Origin of the sequence: Psychrobacter sp. NPDC078929 (assembly GCF_050267985.1) — a bacterium.
Lineage (GTDB): Bacteria > Pseudomonadota > Gammaproteobacteria > Pseudomonadales > Moraxellaceae > Psychrobacter.
The window spans coordinates 1-18,691 of the sequence record NZ_JBNNFX010000022.1 but is presented as its reverse complement, the minus strand read 5'-3'; the positions used below and the strand labels follow the sequence as shown (position 1 = coordinate 18,691).

General features: G+C 40.0%; 21 protein-coding genes. 4 read left to right on the top strand and 17 right to left on the bottom strand.

The window, feature by feature from the left end:
• Positions 1-118 precede the first annotated feature (118 nt).
• The 5 genes from ACQKCG_RS11600 to ACQKCG_RS11580 form a co-directional block, all read right to left on the bottom strand.
• On the bottom strand, positions 119-331 hold the full coding sequence (locus ACQKCG_RS11600) for a cold-shock protein (protein ID WP_057758834.1): 213 nt from the start codon (positions 329-331) through the stop codon (positions 119-121).
• A 363-nt stretch (positions 332-694) separates the two neighbouring features.
• Entirely contained in the window at positions 695-1,126 is a 432-nt protein-coding gene (locus tag ACQKCG_RS11595) for a hypothetical protein (protein WP_101204855.1), read from the bottom strand.
• Positions 1,127-1,457: 331 nt separating this feature from the next.
• Complete coding sequence (ilvC, locus tag ACQKCG_RS11590; protein ID WP_101204856.1) at positions 1,458-2,474, bottom strand: ketol-acid reductoisomerase; 1,017 nt, start codon at positions 2,472-2,474, stop codon at positions 1,458-1,460.
• A gap of 134 nt (positions 2,475-2,608) precedes the next feature.
• On the bottom strand, positions 2,609-3,106 hold the full coding sequence (gene ilvN, locus ACQKCG_RS11585) for an acetolactate synthase small subunit (RefSeq protein WP_057758828.1): 498 nt from the start codon (positions 3,104-3,106) through the stop codon (positions 2,609-2,611).
• Entirely contained in the window at positions 3,106-4,818 is a 1,713-nt protein-coding gene (locus ACQKCG_RS11580) for an acetolactate synthase 3 large subunit (protein ID WP_201556139.1), read from the bottom strand. Before ACQKCG_RS11580 ends, ilvN begins: the two co-directional genes overlap by 1 nt.
• Before the next feature lie 990 nt (positions 4,819-5,808).
• Here ACQKCG_RS11580 and ACQKCG_RS11575 point away from each other — a divergent pair.
• On the top strand, positions 5,809-6,306 hold the full coding sequence (locus ACQKCG_RS11575; RefSeq protein ID WP_102092415.1) for a DUF4124 domain-containing protein: 498 nt from the start codon (positions 5,809-5,811) through the stop codon (positions 6,304-6,306).
• A gap of 22 nt (positions 6,307-6,328) precedes the next feature.
• On the opposite strand, the gene ACQKCG_RS11570 is transcribed toward ACQKCG_RS11575, so the two are convergent.
• A complete protein-coding gene (locus tag ACQKCG_RS11570) occupies positions 6,329-8,152 on the bottom strand; it encodes an NAD(P)H-hydrate dehydratase (protein WP_201556122.1) in 1,824 nt (607 codons plus the stop codon).
• Positions 8,153-8,396: 244 nt separating this feature from the next.
• On the opposite strand from ACQKCG_RS11570, the gene queG reads away from it, so the two are divergent.
• On the top strand, positions 8,397-9,554 hold the full coding sequence (gene queG / locus ACQKCG_RS11565; RefSeq protein ID WP_227678838.1) for a tRNA epoxyqueuosine(34) reductase QueG: 1,158 nt from the start codon (positions 8,397-8,399) through the stop codon (positions 9,552-9,554).
• Between the two features lie 146 nt (positions 9,555-9,700).
• Here the strand turns inward: queG and lysM are convergent, their stop codons facing one another.
• The 6 genes from lysM to ACQKCG_RS11535 form a co-directional block, all read right to left on the bottom strand.
• The gene (gene lysM / locus ACQKCG_RS11560; protein WP_057758817.1) at positions 9,701-10,210 is read right to left on the bottom strand and encodes a peptidoglycan-binding protein LysM; all 510 of its coding nucleotides are present in this window, start codon (positions 10,208-10,210) and stop codon (positions 9,701-9,703) included.
• A 282-nt stretch (positions 10,211-10,492) separates the two neighbouring features.
• Entirely contained in the window at positions 10,493-10,729 is a 237-nt protein-coding gene (acpP, locus tag ACQKCG_RS11555; protein WP_057758815.1) for an acyl carrier protein, read from the bottom strand.
• 271 nt (positions 10,730-11,000) lie between these two features.
• Positions 11,001-11,729, bottom strand: coding sequence for a 3-oxoacyl-ACP reductase FabG (gene fabG, locus ACQKCG_RS11550; protein WP_057758813.1), 729 nt, complete (start codon positions 11,727-11,729; stop codon positions 11,001-11,003).
• On the bottom strand, positions 11,726-12,694 hold the full coding sequence (gene fabD / locus ACQKCG_RS11545; RefSeq protein ID WP_201556119.1) for an ACP S-malonyltransferase: 969 nt from the start codon (positions 12,692-12,694) through the stop codon (positions 11,726-11,728). Before fabD ends, fabG begins: the two co-directional genes overlap by 4 nt.
• Positions 12,695-13,119: 425 nt before the next feature.
• Positions 13,120-13,302: a 50S ribosomal protein L32 gene (gene rpmF, locus ACQKCG_RS11540; protein WP_057758809.1), complete on the bottom strand. Its 183-nt coding sequence runs from the start codon at positions 13,300-13,302 to the stop codon at positions 13,120-13,122.
• A 318-nt stretch (positions 13,303-13,620) separates the two neighbouring features.
• Complete coding sequence (locus tag ACQKCG_RS11535) at positions 13,621-14,214, bottom strand: YceD family protein (RefSeq protein WP_134292644.1); 594 nt, start codon at positions 14,212-14,214, stop codon at positions 13,621-13,623.
• 182 nt (positions 14,215-14,396) lie between these two features.
• On the opposite strand from ACQKCG_RS11535, the gene ACQKCG_RS11530 reads away from it, so the two are divergent.
• Positions 14,397-14,825 carry an elongation factor P hydroxylase gene (locus ACQKCG_RS11530; RefSeq protein WP_413786290.1) on the top strand — a complete coding sequence of 143 codons (429 nt, stop codon included), beginning with the start codon at positions 14,397-14,399 and terminating at the stop codon, positions 14,823-14,825.
• Positions 14,826-15,576: 751 nt separating this feature from the next.
• On the opposite strand, the gene ACQKCG_RS11525 is transcribed toward ACQKCG_RS11530, so the two are convergent.
• Both ACQKCG_RS11525 and ACQKCG_RS11520 read right to left on the bottom strand, forming a co-directional pair.
• Positions 15,577-15,825: an antitoxin VbhA family protein gene (locus tag ACQKCG_RS11525; protein ID WP_057758803.1), complete on the bottom strand. Its 249-nt coding sequence runs from the start codon at positions 15,823-15,825 to the stop codon at positions 15,577-15,579.
• A gap of 128 nt (positions 15,826-15,953) precedes the next feature.
• Positions 15,954-17,246, bottom strand: a complete 1,293-nt coding sequence (locus ACQKCG_RS11520) for a hypothetical protein (protein WP_057758801.1) — start codon at positions 17,244-17,246, stop codon at positions 15,954-15,956.
• An 84-nt stretch (positions 17,247-17,330) separates the two neighbouring features.
• Here ACQKCG_RS11520 and ACQKCG_RS11515 point away from each other — a divergent pair, with 84 nt between their 5' ends.
• Positions 17,331-17,540 (top strand): helix-turn-helix domain-containing protein, encoded by a 210-nt coding sequence (locus tag ACQKCG_RS11515; protein ID WP_058025361.1) that lies wholly within the window; start codon positions 17,331-17,333, stop codon positions 17,538-17,540.
• A gap of 37 nt (positions 17,541-17,577) precedes the next feature.
• Here ACQKCG_RS11515 and ACQKCG_RS11510 read toward each other — a convergent pair whose 3' ends face one another.
• The 3 genes from ACQKCG_RS11510 to ACQKCG_RS11500 all read right to left on the bottom strand — a co-directional run.
• Positions 17,578-17,736 (bottom strand): transposase, encoded by a 159-nt coding sequence (locus ACQKCG_RS11510; RefSeq protein ID WP_224737862.1) that lies wholly within the window; start codon positions 17,734-17,736, stop codon positions 17,578-17,580.
• Between the two features lie 208 nt (positions 17,737-17,944).
• Entirely contained in the window at positions 17,945-18,070 is a 126-nt protein-coding gene (locus tag ACQKCG_RS11505; RefSeq protein WP_256713876.1) for a hypothetical protein, read from the bottom strand.
• Between the two features lie 99 nt (positions 18,071-18,169).
• Positions 18,170-18,691 (bottom strand): cation transporter (locus ACQKCG_RS11500; protein ID WP_427585405.1); only part of this gene is annotated, 522 nt, incomplete at its 5' end.

Below are 18,691 nucleotides of genomic sequence, written 5' to 3'. Positions count from 1 at the left end.
TTTTTTTAAAGTCGATACAGTATTTTTATTGTTTTAACAAACAAAGTAATCAATGCGTATTGATAATCTTATTGTCATTAAGCTTACTGGCAAGCAGTTAGCTTAACAATAAATGAGATTAGATAGCTTCGATTTGCTCAGCTTGTGGGCCTTTTTTGCCATCACCTAAGATGAAAGACACTTTTTGGCCTTCGGCTAGAGTTTTGAAACCGTTACCTTGGATAGCGCTGTAGTGAGCGAATACGTCTTGTCCGCCGTTGTCTTGAGCGATAAAACCAAAACCTTTAGCTTCATTAAACCACTTTACAGTGCCTTCAACTTTATCTGACATAAATTTTCCTGACTCTTTAACTGTTGGCGAGACTTGTGTCATCACCGATTAATTGATATATACCCTAATATTTTCTGCTAAATGCGGCGGCCAAAAATGCTAAACAATCTTAAAGAAAATTTGAATTTTTTGCCTCAAATATTTTGAGTACAGTCTGATTATAACAGTTTTCTATGGTAGGAACAGTCTAAATTGCTGATTTTTGTAAATAAATACTAACCATTGTTGCAAGCGAACATCGATAGTAATCAGTTTCATATCTTATTGATATAAAATAGTTTTTATTTATAGATATACTACAACTTCATCAGTAAATCACTAATTAACTAAGTCGACATAGATGATAGCAGGTTGGAATATCAATCACTGCAATGGTGATGTCGGTAGCCATGCTGAACTCAATACGAGCAAACATAACGCAAAAAACACCAATGAAAATGACTGACTGTAGGCAATATATTTTGCTGGAATGACCAAATCTTTAGGAGAGTCAGGAATGCCTTTACGCTTCAGTAGCTTGGTACCATATATCCAGCCAAAGGTCGTGTATATGCCATATGCTGCTGGCACTGCGATAGCTAATGGGGTCAAATCAATAACGTATAAAATCACCACTGATATGAAGAACCATAGAGTATCTAACAATGAACTGACTTTGAAGAATTTAGATTGAGGCAGTTTGCCATCGGTCTGTTTGAGCATCTCCCCTTCTATCCAAATTAAAACTGCTACCACAGCGCTAAGAGTAATATATACGAATTGCGGCGTTAGCCAGTCTGAATAAGATATTTGCACAGCATACAACCTATTATCTATAGAAAGTGAGAATGAAGCATCCGCCCGATTCAATTACTTAGAAACGAATGAGAACAATAATGAATGTTAATCGCAAAGGCGCTTTAGCCAATGTTAAGGTGCCTGCTTATATTGGGCAGCAATTACTTGTTTTCAACCGATGACCTCGATTCAAATCAAAGCAAAAAGTATCTATCAAATACTTTGCATAAAAAAACCCATGCTATCAAGTGATAACATGGGCTACTTCATCTAAATCAGATTATTATCTGTATAAGACTTTTATCTGTATAAGACTTTTATCTGAATAAGACTTTTATCTGTATAAAACTTAGTTTTTGTCTTTATCGATGATTTTGTTGCCGCCGATCCATGGCATCATGCCACGTAGCTTAGCACCAGTGATTTCGATTTGATGATCAGCGTTGTTACGACGACGCGCAGTCATTGATGGATAGTTGGTTGCGCCTTCAGAGATGAACATCTTCGCGTATTCACCAGACTGGATGCGTTTTAGTGCATTACGCATAGCTTCACGTGACTGCTCATTGATAACCTCAGGGCCAGTAACATATTCGCCGTATTCAGCGTTGTTACTAATTGAGTAGTTCATGTCAGCGATGCCGCCTTCATACATCAAGTCAACGATAAGCTTTAGCTCATGTAGACATTCGAAATAAGCCATTTCTGGTGCATAGCCCGCTTCTGTTAGTGTCTCAAAGCCCATTTTAACTAGCTCTACTGCACCACCACAAAGAACCGCTTGCTCACCGAATAGATCCGTTTCAGTCTCATCTTTGAACGTTGTTTCGATGATGCCTGAACGACCACCACCAACACCAGCAGCATACGATAATGCTAACTGTTTGGCTTGACCAGAAGCGTCTTGATAGATAGCGATAAGATCAGGGATACCGCCGCCTTTAGCGAACTCTGAACGTACAGTATGACCTGGTGCTTTTGGTGCAACCATGATGACATCAAGATCGCCACGTGGTACTACTTGGTTGTAATGAATCGCGAAACCATGAGCGAAAGCTAACGTCGCACCTTCTTTGATATTTGGCTCGATTACATCATTATAAAGCTCTTTTTGGAACTCATCAGGCGTCAAAATCATGATAACGTCAGCAGCTTTTACTGCTTCTTCTACTTCAGCAACTTTTAGACCAGCATTTTCAGCTTTTTTCCATGAGCTTGAATTTGCACGTAGACCAACAGTGACATCGACGTCTGAATCTTGTAGGTTAAGCGCGTGTGCATGGCCTTGTGAACCGTAACCGATAATGGCAACTTTTTTACCTTGGATAATAGATAGGTCACAATCTTTGTCATAATAAACGTTCATAAATAGAGTCCTTGTTCTCAATCATGGCTTGCCATGGATAGTAAACGCTTATGCTGTAGTCAATATAATAACTAAGATAAGCGCTTTGTTGATTAGATAAATAAATATTGGTTGAAACTGGTTTTGATAAATAATTAAATGCTGAGGGTTTTTTCACCGCGGGCAATACCGATAACACCTGAGCGAACCACTTCCATAATGCGCTCACGGCCAATCACATCGATAAAACCATCAAGTTTGGCTTTGTCACCCACGATTTGAATCGTATATAAATTCGAATTTACATCGACGATTTGTGCGCGGAAAATATCTGCGCTACGTTTAATCTCTTCACGAACACCGCCTGTTGCACGGACTTTAATGAGCATTAATTCACGCTCAACGTGTACGTTCTCCGTTAGGTTAAGCACTTTAACCACTTCAATCAATTTATGCAATTGTTTGGTGATCTGCTCAATTCTTTCAGGTGATGTAATGGTCGTAACCGTTAGACGTGAGATACTTGGGTCATCAGTAGGCGCGACGTTCAAAGTTTCGATATTGTAGCCACGTTGTGAGAACAAGCCGACTAACCGCGACAACGAACCCGCTTCGTTTTCCATCAATACCGAAATCAGATGTTGTTGTTGCATTAGGTACGCTCCCCTTTTGTTAACCACATATCACGCATGGCCTGTCCAGCGATTTGCATTGGATATACATGCTCATTACGATCGACGTAAACATCGATAAATACCAGTTTGTCTTTCATAGCCATTGCTTCAGCCAATTGTGCCTCCATGGTCGCAGGGTCAGTAATTTTGATACCGACATGACCATAGCTTTCAGCCAATTTGACAAAATCTGGTAAGGAGTTCATATAAGACTGGGCATGACGACCTTCATACAGCATATCTTGCCACTGCTTCACCATACCAAGCTGCGCATTGTTAATGTTGAGAATTTTAACTGGTAAGTTATATTGCAAGCAGGTCGATAGCTCTTGGATATTCATCTGAATAGAGCCTTCGCCAGTAATACAAACCACATCACGCTCAGGATTGGCAAGTTTGGCAGCCATTGCATACGGCAGACCAACACCCATGGTACCAAGACCACCTGAATTCAGCCATTGACGTGGCTCATTGTAAGTATAGTAAAGTGCCGCAAACATCTGATGCTGACCGACGTCACTTGTGATAATAGCGTTACTGTTAGTCACTTTATCTAGAGCTTGTACGACACTTTGTGGCTTAATGCCATTATCTGTGCTGGTGTCATAACGTAAGCCATGACGCTTACGCCACTCATTAATTTGTGACCACCAATCGAGCAATGCGTGCTGCTCTAACTGCTTGTCTTGACCAACGATCTCTAGCATGTCCGTTAAGACCGACTTCACATCACCTACGATAGGAATGTGCGCAAGAATCGTTTTTGAAATTGACGCAGGATCGATATCGATATGAATGATGGTTGCGTTAGGGCAGAATTTTTTGACGTTGTTGGTCACACGATCATCGAAACGCGCGCCGACAGCTAAAATCACATCAGCGTGATGCATGCTCATATTGGCTTCGTAAGTACCGTGCATGCCAAGCATACCTAAGAACTGACGATCAGAGCCAGGGAATGTACCAAGACCCATCAAGGTATTAGTCACTGGTAAATTCAAACGATGTGCAAGATCTGTTAATTCTTCGTGCGCATTGCTCCAAATCACACCGCCGCCTGCATATACAACAGGACGCTGCGCTGCTAATAGCGTTTCCATGGCTTTTTTGATTTGACCGCTATGGCCTTTGAGTGAAGGCTGATAAGAGCGTATAAAAACTTCTTCTGGATATTCATAAGCGAATTTTTCGCTAGGCGCAGTCATATCTTTTGGCACATCAATGACGACAGGGCCTGGGCGACCAGTCTGGGCAATATAAAATGCCTTTTTTACAATCATTGGAATTTCGCTAGCATGGCGTACCTGAAAGCTATGCTTAACGATAGGACGTGATACGCCTACCATATCTGTTTCTTGGAAAGCGTCTTCACCGATTAGGCTGCTTGGCACCTGACCTGCGATTACAACCATTGGTACAGAATCCATAAAGGCAGTAGCAATAGCTGTCACGGTATTGGTCGCACCAGGGCCCGATGTGGCCAACACGACGCCAGTATTACCAGTCACTCGCGAATAAGCATCGGCCATGTGGCCCGCTGCTTGCTCGTGACGTACTAAGATGTGCTCAATATTTTCTTGCTGAAACAGCGCATCATAAATATGTAAGACCGCGCCACCTGGATAGCCAAAGATGTATTCGACACCTTCGTCAGTCAGTGCTTGCACCAGCATTTCAGCGCCCGATAGCATCACAGGCTGTGCACTACCTTCTGCAAGACGTTGTTGCTTTTGTTCAAAATTTTTGGCGGCATTACCCGTTTGGGTATGTCCCGTCATGTTCGGACTTTGCGTGGTTTGCGTCACTGTCATCACCTTTTTTTGCGGCGAGAATTTGCGGGATTCTATGAGTAAAAATAATTACTTACCGTCGTTATTTTCACTTACTGAATGATCGCTAATTCTTGTCCATATCAAGAATATCTGCCTAATAGGTTTAATTAACACTGTCTGATAGGACAATACTAATCAAACATAGCAGTGTATTTTAGGTCAGCTTTGTGATGGATGTTTATCGATATACAGTGACAAGATGCGAGTGCATCTATAAAAGAAGAGGCTTATTATTGAGATTTGATACTAGCAAGTACCTATTGTGACTTTATTTGTGTGACTCTATTTGTACAGATGCATCGATATACACAAGCAAAAAAACTTCATAACCAATGCTAAATTATAAGATTTTTAAAACTTACAATAGGCTTTGGGGAAATCTCTTAACGTCATACTATATCGCGTTTGATACAACTGCTAAAAACACATTTAGCACATTTCAAATAATAAGTTTATCTTAGTCATTGTAGACAGATAAGTCCGGAGACAATGTATCGCTATTAATAGTGATCGTTGTGCCACTATGCTTGCTATATCATTATCACAAAGGAAATAAAACTGCGTAAGCTACCGATAAGTAACTTGTAGTTCTCTTTCTCAAGTGCCACGGCAACATCGTAAAAGCCGCTCACTGACCAGTCAACTGCTATTATATTCGATGGTTTACGAGTTATTGTCAAGCAAAACTTCTAAAGCCTATCCCAAACTATTAGTTATTAAATAATATACATTGATAAGTATTATTTGCTAGAATCGATAGTCGATACATTATTACTACCAATAAAACGTTCAAGTGTTATATTTACACCCATATACATTTGATTTTTATTAAATAAGAGGATTGCTACTATGGCATATGCGTCTAAGATAAATACCGCTGCCAAACTGTTGATGAGTACCGCGTGTATGCTAATGCTGTCCATGAATGCCAGTCAGGCTATTCAAGTTTATAAATCTATTGGGGCACATGGTGAGGTAAAGTATAGCCAACATGCGCCGCAAGTCGGCAAAAATATCGAACTGATTGAGTTTCGTAGTGACGGTAGACAGAACAATGCAGGACAAATGGCAGGAAAAACAGATCCCAACCAGAGCAGCAATGCTCAAACTGCAGAAGAACAACGAGTAGCCGCACTTGAAGCACGTATTAAAGAACAAGAAGCTCAGGCTAATGCTCAGCGCTGCCAATCACTACGTAATAACTTGACCAACCTAAATGTAGGCGGACGCATCTATGAGATGGATGCCAATGGCAAACGTCAGTACCTAGATGGTCGTGAGATTGAGCTTAAGCGCGAGCGCGTACAGCAAGCGATTACTCAGTATTGCTCCAACCCTTCTACCTAGCCAGACCTCTTGAAAGCAAATATCAAACTATCATAAGCTGCATGACGTGACGAATGGCTGCTGGCATATCTTGAGCTTGTAGCCCTTGTTGCCCCACTAGTAATGTATTGGTGTCGCTATTCGCTTGATTGACTAATACATCTCCTGCAAACCCATGTATAAGAACTGCTTGATGTAAGCTACGCGCCTCTGCTGATAAATCTTGCTGTGCCAATAGTCCAGCAGTCACCCCAGATAGCACATCACCCATGCCAGCGGTTGCCATGCCAGCATTACCCACATCACAGACGTATATTTGCTCTTTTCCTTCTTCTTGCTCTAGCACTAACGATCCTGCCCCTTTTAACACCCAGTCACCACCGTATGTCGCGGCGCACTGTTTTATAGCTTGCAGTCTATTGGACTCAATCTCTCTTACTTTTTGCTCAAGCAATCTAGCTGCTTCCCCACTATGCGGCGTCAAGCAAACCCGATGATTAGTACTATATTCTCGTAGCTCTGTTATCAGCTCATGATTGTCCACATGTAGTGATGCCAAGTGATAAAGACCATCAGCATCAATCACGATTGATTTTTCATTCTCTATAGCAGCCTGTACGTAATCAATAAATAATGCGTTGGCTTTTTCGTCATGGCCAAGTCCCATCCCAATGGCAACGACACTGGCCTGCTTGATTAAATTTTTTACGCCGCTTGCGTCATGTAAATTAATGGTCATCGCATCTGGCAATGAGGTCAATAGTGACCCATGAAAAGCCTCATGGCAGGCAACTGTTATTTTACCGGCACCTGTCGCCATCGTACTGGCCGCAGACAGTATGGCAGCACCGCCCATACCTTGAGAGCCATCGACGCGATTTCCGCCAATGACTAATACATGACCATAGCTGCCTTTGTAGCTGTTTTGGCGACGTGGCTTCATACTATGTGCAGCCGTCAGCAGCGTAGCAACTGGCGCAAATGCTTGACTGGTATTTTTCTTAGGTATCATATGATGGCTAGCTGTTTGCGGACATGCCATTTGATGAGGTATCAACGGTATATCGACTACGTCTCCGCTATAGTCTGTACCGTCTTTGGTATGCAGACCAAACTTACGCGCAATCAAACATAAAGTCACGTCAGCTTGTATTGCTATATGCTCGAATACCTCACCAGTAGAGGCTACTAACCCACTCGGAATATCGACTGCTATTGCTAAGGCGTTATTTTGTTGAGTAAAGTTATTAAAAGCTTTAATAGCTGCTTTATAGGCTCCCTCTGGTGCACGATCTAAGCCAATACCAAATAATGCATCGATATAGATATCAGCTGGCAAAACTCTTTTATCCGCATCATCGTGACTAATAATATCTTCAAACAGTTGATAGTGACAACTGCTCGCTAAAGCTACCTGTAATGCCTTTGTCGCGTCCGTTATATTCCCACTGTCACTGTCTTCATTGTTAGAATTTTTAGAAGTGACTGATTGATTATCGATAACAAAATCATTTTCACTAAAACCAACCGTTATTATCTCGATTTGCCAGCCAGCTTGCTGTAAATAATGAGCGATAAGCCAACCATCACCACCATTATTACCTTTCCCTACCCAGATACTTGCTCGACGTGGATGAGCACTACGGTGATAAACGTTAGTATTGGTAGAATGGCTGGCACTGACATTTTTTCGCTCATAAATCTGTTCTATTTGCTGTGTCGTTTGCCAAGCGGCTTGTTTCATCAAACCAAAACTGTCGTATCCCTCTGCAAACCAAGCCTGCTCCATCGCATAAACCTGCTCACTATTATATAGCGCAATAGGTTTTGTATTTTTTATAGGTGACAAATTGGTATTATTTCTCATAACTTATCCTTGGTGTTTCTACTCATTTTTTATTCTATTTAAATTTGATTGCTCATTTCTCATATCAGCTTAGCAAAAGCTTACCTCGACTTATGTATCAATATGAATGTGAGTTTATTTTCTTTTATACTTGCACTCATTGCTCACTGGCTTATCATAGCGGTATTTACATTATCTCTGATTGTCAGATATGAATAATCTGATTAAAACAAACGAGAAAACATCTAATAAGCACCTACTCTCTATGCCTACTGATAAAAATAAAATTACCATTACCAATCCAACTGTATTTGCAACCACAGCTGATGTTAAGCAATGGATCAAAGCACAAGCACAGGCACTAGGATTTGCTGATTGTGGTTTTTTATCTGTGCATCATCCTTTGTTTACTAAGCAGATTGAACAACTACAGAAGTGGCTAGATAAAGGTTATGAGGGTCAACTGCAGTTTATGCACAATAATCATGTTCTGCGCGCTCATCCTGATCAGCTAGTCGAAGGCGCAAAGACCATCATCAGCGTACGTATGGACTATCTAACTCAAGCACCCATACCGCGTGCTGTCACTGATAACGATCACCCTAATAAAGGCATCATTGCGCGTTATGCAAGAGGGCGCGACTACCATAAAACGATGCGTAGTCGTTTAAAGCAATTGGCTTTGAAGATAGAAACAATGCTTCCTGAATGGCAACATTTGGATATCGGTTCAGAGAAAGAATTTGTGTTTAGACCTTTTAGCGATTCGGCGCCTATCTTTGAACGGCCTATTGCAGATGCAGCAGGTCTCGGTTGGACAGGTAAACATACATTACTTATAAATAAGCAAGCTGGCTCATTTTTTGTGCTCGGTGAGCTATTTTTGAGCCTTGAGCTACCCGATGACAAACCTGTCAAGGAGCATTGCGGTAGTTGTAGCGCTTGTATTGATATATGTCCTACTCAAGCAATTGTAGCACCCCATGAGCTAAACGCCTCTGCTTGTATTTCTTATTTAACTATCGAACATGATGGCATCATCGATACTAAATATCGACGCGCAATTGGCAATCGGGTCTTTGGCTGTGATGATTGTCAGTTAATCTGTCCATGGAATCGTTATGCCAATCTAACTACCGTTGATGATTTTGCACCAAGGCATGAACTGGATAATAGTAGCTTGCTTGAACTATGGCAGTGGCAAGAAGCCGACTTTATGAAGAACACTCAAGGTAGTCCGCTAAGACGCACTGGCTATGTGAATTTTTTACGTAATATCGCTATCGGCCTTGGCAATGCTAATGCCAGCTTAGAAGTAGTCGAACAGTTAAAATCTAAATTAACCATACATAATGACATGCTAGATGAGCATATCCAATGGGCTCTAGCTGAGCAGCACAACAAGCTAGACTCGACTAATTAACCAATCACTTTATGACTATCAAATGTCACTGAAATAAAGTGTTTATTTGAAGTGTACAACATCAAAAAAGCCTCTTAATAATAAGAGGCTTTTTTGATTAGAATGTCATATTTGAAATATTATTGTTCTATACGCTTCTTTTAACATTATGGCTTAGGAATGCGTAATACTTGGCCTGGATAGATTTTATCTGGATCAGATAACATTGGCTTGTTCGCTTCGAATATCTTCATATAATCGCCAGATGAGCCATACACTTCTTTAGCAATCTTAGATAAGCTGTCACCAGACTTTACCGTATACATTGTAGATTCAGGTGCATCTTCTTCAATATCAATGTTATCAATAACTTTTGCAACATTTTGCACGTTACCGATAGCGATAATTGCTTTTTCACGATCAGCTTGAGTTTTAGCATTACCACTGATTTCTGCAGTATCTGTAGAACCATTATATTTAATTTTTAGGTTACTGATATTGAGGTTCTGCTGCTGAATACGGCGCAATAAAATATTGGCAACTGACTGTGCACTCGGTTCACTGCTTTGTACTGGTGTATTAGCATCTGCTTTCGTTTCTGTCTTAGCATCATGCTTTTCGTCATCACGGTTGAAAATCTTATCACCGATATCTTTTGCAAAGCTAAACATACCCATATATATACTCCTTGAAATATTATTATTTGTCATTCTTTTAATAAAACACGCAATCAAACAATATTTTAAATGTCTAACTGGCATCTTCTTCTACGGCTTACTATTATAAGTATAGATAAAGTGAGTCGATGTAGATAGTAATAGTATGTTGAATAATGTTGAATTGACGTAGTCAATGTTAAATTCGATTGCTGCGTTTAAAGATAATAATCACGCGCCCATAAAAAAACCGCCTATCTAATCAGATAAGCGGCATTATAAATCTGCTAAATAAGTAGCAAATTATAGTTGGGCTTGTACGTAATCAATTGCTTTTTGAACAGTAGTCAATTCTGCAGAATCTTCATCAGGAATAGTGATACCAAAATCACTTTCAAATGACATAACCAATTCAACTAGGTCTAAAGAATCCGCACCTAGGTCTTCCATGAATGAAGCATCGTTGTTGATGTCTTCAACATTCATACCTAGTTGCTCAGCTACTGCTGCTTTTACTCTTAGCTCGATATCATTACTCATGTAGATCACTCCGTTATCATCTATTATTTTTAATAAACTGCTATATCGCCTTGTTTAAACGCTATAGCATGGTATATAAAATGCGTTTGCCAGACTAGCAATGCTGTCTGAGTACTCTATGACATGTTATACAGTCTGTCTGATGTCTAATAAAGCCCTGTTATCATACAGGGCTTTGACTCAAAAGTATCCGTCATTATAGCACCCTTTATTATAGTTTACACTCGTTCACACAGTTTTTTATTATAACTATGTAACGCTCATATATTGACTACATATACATGCCGCCATTGACAGGAATAACAGCACCTGTAATATAGCTAGCTTCGTCGCTAGCCAAGAAATGTACCGCTGCAGCGATGTCTTCTGGCTGACCAAGACGGCTGATAGGTACAGCATCTAACATAGAGTTCAATAGGCGCTCATCAAGCTCATCTGTCATATCCGTTTCGATCAAGCCTGGTGCCACACAGTTGATGGTCACTTGGCGTGAACCAATCTCACGTGCAAGTGTACGGCTAAACCCTTCTACGCCAGCTTTGGTCGCCGCATAGTTAGATTGGCCTGCATTGCCCATTTGAGCGACGACAGAGGTAATGTTGATAATACGACCACGGCGTGCTTTCATCATACCGCGTACGGCACGTTTACTCATGCGATATACCGATGTCAAATTGGTATCGATAACATTTTCCCAATCTTCATCTTTCATACGCATCAATAAACCATCTTGGGTAATACCGGCATTGTTAACCAATACTTGCACCGCACCATAGACGCTTTCAATCTCTTCAAACAGTTTGTCAATTTGAGCAGTATCACGTACGTCTAAAACACGACCAATACCACCAGTATCATGAAGGTAGTCATCGATAAGCTCAGCGCCCTTTTCAGTGGTCGCGGTTCCGATGACAAAATGTCCTTCTTTAGCAAAACGCTTGGCCACTGCCTTGCCGATACCTCGGCTAGCGCCAGTCACTAATGTAATCGTACGGCTCATGATAACACCTCCAATAATTTTTCTAGACGGGCAGGCTTGTCAGTAGGATAGCTGGCGATTGGCTGCGCCTGACGCTTCGCCAAATTGCTCAGTACATTACCACTGCCACATTCGATTAAGATATTGATTTGCTTGTCAGCTAACTCTTGCATGGTTTTTGACCACAGTACTGGCTCGCTCAGCTGTTCAGTCAATGCTTGCTTAATACCGACCGCACTGGTTTCAACGCGTGCATAGCGATTTTGTATAACAGGAATGGTTGCCTGATCAAACTTGATACCCGCTAGTATCTCAGCCAATGCATTGCTGGCAGGTTCCATAAGTGCGCAATGAGACGGCACACTCACTTTTAGAGGAACAGATTTTTTACCAGTATTTTTGACTTTATCAATAACAGCATTAACACCAGCAGCGTTACCCGAGATAACCACTTGTCCTGGACTATTAAAATTGGCTGCACCGACTACCGCATTTTCTACGTGTTCGGTTGCCTGTTCACACAGGTTTTCGACTCGGTTGTCTTCTAGTCCTAGTACTGCTGCCATAGCAGTATCGACACCTACAACGGCCTCTTGCATCAACTGACCGCGCTTATGTACTAAAGTGACTGCATCACCCAGAGATATCACATTGGCAGCACACAGGGCACTGTACTCGCCCAGAGAGTGACCAGCTAAATAACAAGGCGTCTCTTCTATTTTTTGTTGTAGGACACGCCAAATAGCAATACTAGCTGTCAAAAGCGCAGGCTGAGTATATTGGGTTTGATTGAGTTTTTCCTCGTCCTGACAGATTGCCCACAAATCCTCACCAAGCGCATCACTCGCTTCGGTAAATGTATCACGTATCTCTGGATAGATTTCGGCAAGCTCGCTCGTCATCGCGACTGCTTGAGATCCTTGTCCAGGAAAAATGACCGCGATACGAGCGGGTTGCTTTTTTACCATATCGGGTACAGAAGCCATAACCAATATTCCTTATCTGATTAGAAATATCCCTAAAAACAATGGGGTGTATTATATTATTAGATGCTATACAAAGCCGCTACTTCAAGTATTTATGCAAGAAAACGGATTGTCAGTAAACTATACACTGACAGACACTATTATCATAGCGGATGCAAACCAAACAGCAAGAGTAACGCTGCCCAAATTAAAGGAGCAGATTATATCAGCACATTTTTAAATCTACTAAAAATAACAAGCGAATTAAGCAATAAGTCTAGTTATAAATAACAAAAAGCCAAGTTATCCAGCCACATAATATATGATAGCGAAATAACTTGGCTTTTTTTAGCTCAAAGCTTATTGACTAATAATAACTAGGCAAAAACAATAATAGTCACCAGTACTATTATTATCTTCGCCTAAGCTATCATAGAGCCAATGTCTTAGGCGTCTTGGCTGACTTTGAACAGTTGACGACCACGGTAGAAACCATCTTTAGTCATGTGATGACGACGATGTTTTTCACCAGTAGTAGCATCTACGCTTAGTTCAGCAATTTCCATACGGTGATGTGAACGGCGCATGTCACGACGAGAACGGCTTTTACGACTTTTTTGAACAGCCATGATATAGCTCCTATACTTAAAAGGGATAAGCTTGAAATTCAGCTTAAGTCGATACTGACAGAGGCTATATAATCACAACAACCTAAGTCTTAAGCATCATTAGTTAAATAGATTGCCACTCACATAAAGCACTGACCAAGGCTGAATTCTATAAAAAATTTACCCAGTCAGTTTCTATCAGCAAGCAACAGGTTGCTCGAATGCAATAAACCGGACATTATACGCATGTTTATTAAATTAATAAAGCCCTGCCTCGCACTCTTCTGTACAAAGCTGATAAAAGGTTTTTTAAATGCATCGAGTAGATAATTTTGACGCTTATAGTTTGCCTTTTAGCGAGGCTAAAGCAGCAAAAGGATTTTCACCTTCCTCTTCTTCTGGTATCTCGCCAAACTGCTCAACAGACATCTCACAATCGTCATGCTTTGGTGCCATTGGTGTTTTGAGCAAGATCTCGTCTTCTACCAACTTCTTAAATGGTAACAGACGCTCTGGCGACTGCTCAGTGACGATTTCATCCAGTAATAAATAATCTTGTTCATCTTTGACTAAACGAACCTGACTATCGTTTTCGAGTAGCGCGATGTCATAATCATCAGATAAGTCTATAGCGATTGGTTGTAAACAACGCTGACAAGTTAGCCAAACATCACCTGTCAAAGTAAATGCTAAATGCAAGACGTTGTTGCGACGATACAAGTTAGCGTTGAGCTGTATATCTGACTGCTCATGTTCAGTGCTCAGAGTAGTAGCAAGACGATCAAACGAGCTTGGTTTTACCTCTCCTGACCATTCATAACCAGTGTCTGCCCACTTATCTAAAGAAATATGCTCAGGCATGCCAGTAGATACAGGCGCTTTTTTATTGTCAGCTTGAGGTGCTGACGGTTTAGTTTCTGGAGTGCTTGACATGCGCGGCCTCATTCATAAAAACGGTGTATAATATAGCCTGCCATACTAACGGAAAGTGCCATATTCTGCTAGCGCTAGTATGTTAAGATTTTTTGATAGTAAATTTGTTTAAGCTCTTTTATTACTTACCTTTTTACCTAAAGTTTTTTGTCTTTAGTATTTATTAAGTCAATGTCTTCTCTATGAATCTATCCGATAATAAAATGAATTTTTCTGATTTACTTTCTTCTACTGAAGCAAGTTCGTTGCTACAACAGCTTATTCAATTAAAGAGTCATACTGAAAAGTCATCTAGCAATATACTCTCTCATGATAAAAATGAGTATTTAAAAGAATGGAGAAGTCAGTGGCAAGAATTGTCTAGTACTCAATCTGACAATACCTACTCAGCAGAAATGATAATTGATAGCGAACGATTAGCTACCGACTGGCTCATACAGTTATTTAATACTTTGTTCGCTGATCAGCAAGTTATATTGGTTCGTAGCAATGATGAACCCGAGTATTTTCCAGCTAAAAATAATGAACCCGCTCGAATTGAATTCGCTCATGGCTTTTTTGCTAGTGCTCTGCATGAGCTGCACACATCTCCTTATAGGTTGACATGCTAGAAACCTCTTATTCTAATAGTGTACATCGCTATATTATTTGTAGGCATCTAAATTAAAACTATCACTTCGGTGATTATTACAACCTATCAGAACAAATCACTTTTACCTATCCAAAAGATAATGGTCGTTCTATCAATTAGGTATCATAACAATTAAGTTTTTCAGGTATCTTTCACATCTTCAGAAGCATTCTTTCTAATATCATCCTATCTAAGCTATAAACGCGGACATGATGCGCTTCGCTACGTCTATCTATTAATGGTTACTTTTGATCAATCGTACCATCCTCTAATCCAGTAGATTTTATCTATGTCAGATAGGTAGAAGTAAAAGTAGTTTTCTGCTATTCATGTTTATCATTAACGTCTTTGCACATAGTATTGTCAGTTGCAAGATATCGAATCATATGAACACGGATATAATGATGGTAATATTAAAGCACGCGAGTGTAGATAGAAGCAGACCCAAGGATGTAATTCACCACGGTGATATTAGGTCTTAATGCTTATCTATTCACTAAGCGAATAAGCTGACTAGCTATAGCATTATTATGTTTGTGGGCAGAATAGTTATTCTTTATTTCGGAGATGGCTGGACGAGAGTTAGTGATACTGGACTAGTAATCTTACATAGGTGAAATGATTTGATAAATATGATTGAATAGCACAATTAATTATGTTTCATCTTTCGATACTGGCTGTGAAAAGCAATACTATAATAGCTTAGCAACGTCGGGCTCAAACTATAAGAGCTAATTATCTTCGAGCGCTATCTTAGTATAGTGAGCATGTAGCAAAGCTTTTACTTCCTTGCTAGTTGCAATTTTACCTTCCTCAAAGTCTTGAAAGATGTGCTGAGTATCTGGGTTAATAGGAATATTATCGACTGCGAAGCTGCCCAAAGTATCAAAGTTAATGCGGCGGCGCTTTTCTATTTCTTGTTTGCTAACGAGGATAGGACGATCATCGGTAATCGATGCTTCAAATTTAGAATCTTCCATACTAGCTCCTATCAGTAGTAATAAAATTGTTCAGCAAGTCAGATAGTCTTCTATCTAGACAATCTTTCTCTCATTGCTATGTCTTATTCGGCTGATTTAATTGTATTAGTGATTTAGACATCGGTAAATCATGATTGTTTAATATCAAGAGCTATTGTGACTGAATAATTCGTACTTCTAGCATCTCCTAGAGTTGCGTAACTTACTTGCTCTAAAGTTTTTTGGGACCTATATGGGCTGAATAGCTCATCAAGAGTATGGTGAAAACCACCATCATCTACTGCAAATACATAATCAAAAAATATTTTGGCCATTGCAGACTGAGGGTGGCTAGCATCGCGAAAAGATTTATTGTGACTCCAACTACCACTGTATATTTTATTGAATACTCTCTCTATATTACCAGAAACAGAATTTGAAGCATGTTTTCGAGTAATACCTGGTTTTTGCACGTATGCAGCAGCATTTTCCACAGACTTCCAAATGATATAATGCATGGTTGATACAGAGCATTCAGCTAAACATGATCTGAGAATACTAATTAGCTTTTCGCCAATAGGCGGTGCTAGATAGTTCAATCTTGACCTAGTAATCAGGTAGCTTAAACACTCTCCTAGCTGTAACTTTTCACACCAGTTCTTAAATTGATCATTCGCTACTAGAGCACTGGTATTTTTCTGAGATTTAGCGTTTATCAAGATTTTAGTAAGATTCTCAATACTATAAGCAAACTCAAAGATCGCTTGATAGAAATCTATCTCTAGCTCTTTTTCTTCGTTGATAGTTACGTATTCGTAGCTATTTTCAGAAGCGAGTATGAGCAGATTTCGGTTAAAAAGATGCTGTAGTATCTCTTCATCTAATTTAGAGAACGGTGATAAAGGTAATGATAAATTGTCACGTAGAGAGACTGTATTCCTTATATTATCTGCCCCTAGGCTCTCTACAGTCGCTGCGAGTAGAAGTTTATCCACATCGTTAAGCTCAGTGACTGAAGGAATACTGCTTAATTGAATGCTTCGGCATTGATTGATGTACTCTAGAGCGGTCTGTCTCTTTTCTTCTGCTAAACGGTCTTGTTTAAGACGATACTCTAAGTACTCTTGATCCATTCTTTTTTCAAGCGCCGCCCTGCAATCATCACACCGCCATCTAATAAGATCCAATCGAGTTAGCTGTGAGCGAGTATAGCAAATCTTAGTTGTACCGCAGTCTATGCATTGGCAGTCTAGTACGACAAGATGAGCATTTATTTTAACGATACTAGGTATATCCTGATGCTTAACATCAAACTCTTGACCTATTTCTTTACAGGTATATATAAAACCACTTCGTTTATCGCCTTCTCTTAACCAGTACCTCTCACAGATCAGCTTATTAGTTTCTGTTATATCTGGCTGATACTCTAGTTTTGTTTTCATACTCACCTCATAATACCGACTATATCCCGTGGATATTATAGCCCACCACTGTGAGTATTGCTATTTTTAGCAGTGGTTGGTGAGATGAAGACAGATGAACGCATGATAGCCTTTGGAAAGCGTATCCGTGATGTGCGCAGAAGCAAAGGAATATCTCAAGAAGTGCTGGCAGAGATGGCAGATATTGATCGAAGTTATATGGGAAATATCGAGCGTGGAGAGAAGAATGTCACTCTCAAAAAGGCCTATGATATTTGCGATGCATTGGATATAGATATTAAGGATCTAGTCTAAATTGTTCGATTCATAATAATATGATAGTTAACTATAGTCAGTCTAGAATAAAAGAGATACAACCCATATCATGAAACAGCTTAGGTAGATTATTCTCCATCCAGCCTTGACGTAGAAATTTTGCCTGTGCCCACTTCTTTTCAATGGGATTTAGATCAGGGCTGTAGGGTGGCAACCAAAGAATACGAGAGACCATCCCAGATTCTGTGTAACTGACGTTTAGATTAAATACTTACACAAAATTTAGGAAGGTCTCTGAAAATTAACCACCTGACACAACTCGTCACCTACTAACAGATCTTGGCGGTCATAAAAGTTGCCCCAACGCTTATAATTATTATCCGTTCTCGACTCAGGGTTATAAGTAATGGCGATGTAGGTTTGAATTTTATTAGTGTCCTAAATTAGTTGACCACCACCAGATTCTTATCAAAGACTTCATCATCTATTATTCGCCAAACGGCAACTTGCTGATGGTCTTTGGTGGTGACTAGATTTAAAGTTTGTTCAATCATTGCTTGAGGTCTCATATCCTTATGATGTTTATTTGCTTCAAACCCAGTTACTTTACACTTAGCGGTTTAATTAAGCTACTTACTTGAGCTATTTGCTTCAGTTATTAGGCTTGGCTACTTACTCAACTTCAATATTCTAAAGGCGCCCTGAATAACTAAAGCAAATACGATGCTACCAATAATCAAATCAGGCGTACTAGAGTGTAACCAATTAACCAAAATCCCTGCAACAATTACCCCTAAATTGATAATCACATCGTTTGAAGTGAAAATCATACTGGCTTGCATATGGGCTTCTTCTCCTTCTTTGCTTTTCGATTTTTGTAGTAAATAGAGGCAAATCAAGTTTGCAATTAGCGCAAGAATCGATATGACTATCATGGTAGAAAAGTCAGGTAACTGCTCATTGCCAAAGAAACGTCTTAGTACTTCTAAAAAACCAAGAATCGCTAGCGTAATTTGAAAATATCCGGCAATTCTAGCAATCCGTTTTTTCTTAATGACCGTTCCACCGACCGCAAATAAGCTAATTCCGTACACCAAGCTATCTGCTAACATATCTAAGCTGTCGGCGACCAACCCCATCGAACGAGAAATCAGTCCCGTGCTCATTTCAATAATAAAGAAAGCAAAGTT

Bases quoted from the DNA above. Each gene is read 5' to 3' on its own strand.
- ACQKCG_RS11600 (WP_057758834.1), bottom strand. From the start codon at position 331: ATGTCAGATAAAGTTGAAGGCACTGTAAAGTGGTTTAATGAAGCTAAA.
- ilvC (WP_101204856.1), bottom strand. From the start codon at position 2,474: ATGAACGTTTATTATGACAAAGATTGTGACCTATCTATTATCCAAGGT.
- ilvN (WP_057758828.1), bottom strand. From the start codon at position 3,106: ATGCAACAACAACATCTGATTTCGGTATTGATGGAAAACGAAGCGGGT.
- ACQKCG_RS11580 (WP_201556139.1), bottom strand. From the start codon at position 4,818: ATGCTATCGGGCGCTGAAATGCTGGTGCAAGCACTGACTGACGAAGGT.
- ACQKCG_RS11575 (WP_102092415.1), top strand. From the start codon at position 5,809: ATGGCATATGCGTCTAAGATAAATACCGCTGCCAAACTGTTGATGAGT.
- ACQKCG_RS11570 (WP_201556122.1), bottom strand. From the start codon at position 8,152: ATGAGAAATAATACCAATTTGTCACCTATAAAAAATACAAAACCTATT.
- queG (WP_227678838.1), top strand. From the start codon at position 8,397: ATGCCTACTGATAAAAATAAAATTACCATTACCAATCCAACTGTATTT.
- lysM (WP_057758817.1), bottom strand. From the start codon at position 10,210: ATGGGTATGTTTAGCTTTGCAAAAGATATCGGTGATAAGATTTTCAAC.
- acpP (WP_057758815.1), bottom strand. From the start codon at position 10,729: ATGAGTAATGATATCGAGCTAAGAGTAAAAGCAGCAGTAGCTGAGCAA.
- fabG (WP_057758813.1), bottom strand. From the start codon at position 11,729: ATGAGCCGTACGATTACATTAGTGACTGGCGCTAGCCGAGGTATCGGC.
- fabD (WP_201556119.1), bottom strand. From the start codon at position 12,694: ATGGCTTCTGTACCCGATATGGTAAAAAAGCAACCCGCTCGTATCGCG.
- rpmF (WP_057758809.1), bottom strand. From the start codon at position 13,302: ATGGCTGTTCAAAAAAGTCGTAAAAGCCGTTCTCGTCGTGACATGCGC.
- ACQKCG_RS11535 (WP_134292644.1), bottom strand. From the start codon at position 14,214: ATGTCAAGCACTCCAGAAACTAAACCGTCAGCACCTCAAGCTGACAAT.
- ACQKCG_RS11530 (WP_413786290.1), top strand. From the start codon at position 14,397: ATGAATCTATCCGATAATAAAATGAATTTTTCTGATTTACTTTCTTCT.
- ACQKCG_RS11525 (WP_057758803.1), bottom strand. From the start codon at position 15,825: ATGGAAGATTCTAAATTTGAAGCATCGATTACCGATGATCGTCCTATC.
- ACQKCG_RS11520 (WP_057758801.1), bottom strand. From the start codon at position 17,246: ATGAAAACAAAACTAGAGTATCAGCCAGATATAACAGAAACTAATAAG.
- ACQKCG_RS11515 (WP_058025361.1), top strand. From the start codon at position 17,331: ATGAAGACAGATGAACGCATGATAGCCTTTGGAAAGCGTATCCGTGAT.
- ACQKCG_RS11510 (WP_224737862.1), bottom strand. From the start codon at position 17,736: ATGGTCTCTCGTATTCTTTGGTTGCCACCCTACAGCCCTGATCTAAAT.
- ACQKCG_RS11505 (WP_256713876.1), bottom strand. From the start codon at position 18,070: ATGAGACCTCAAGCAATGATTGAACAAACTTTAAATCTAGTCACCACC.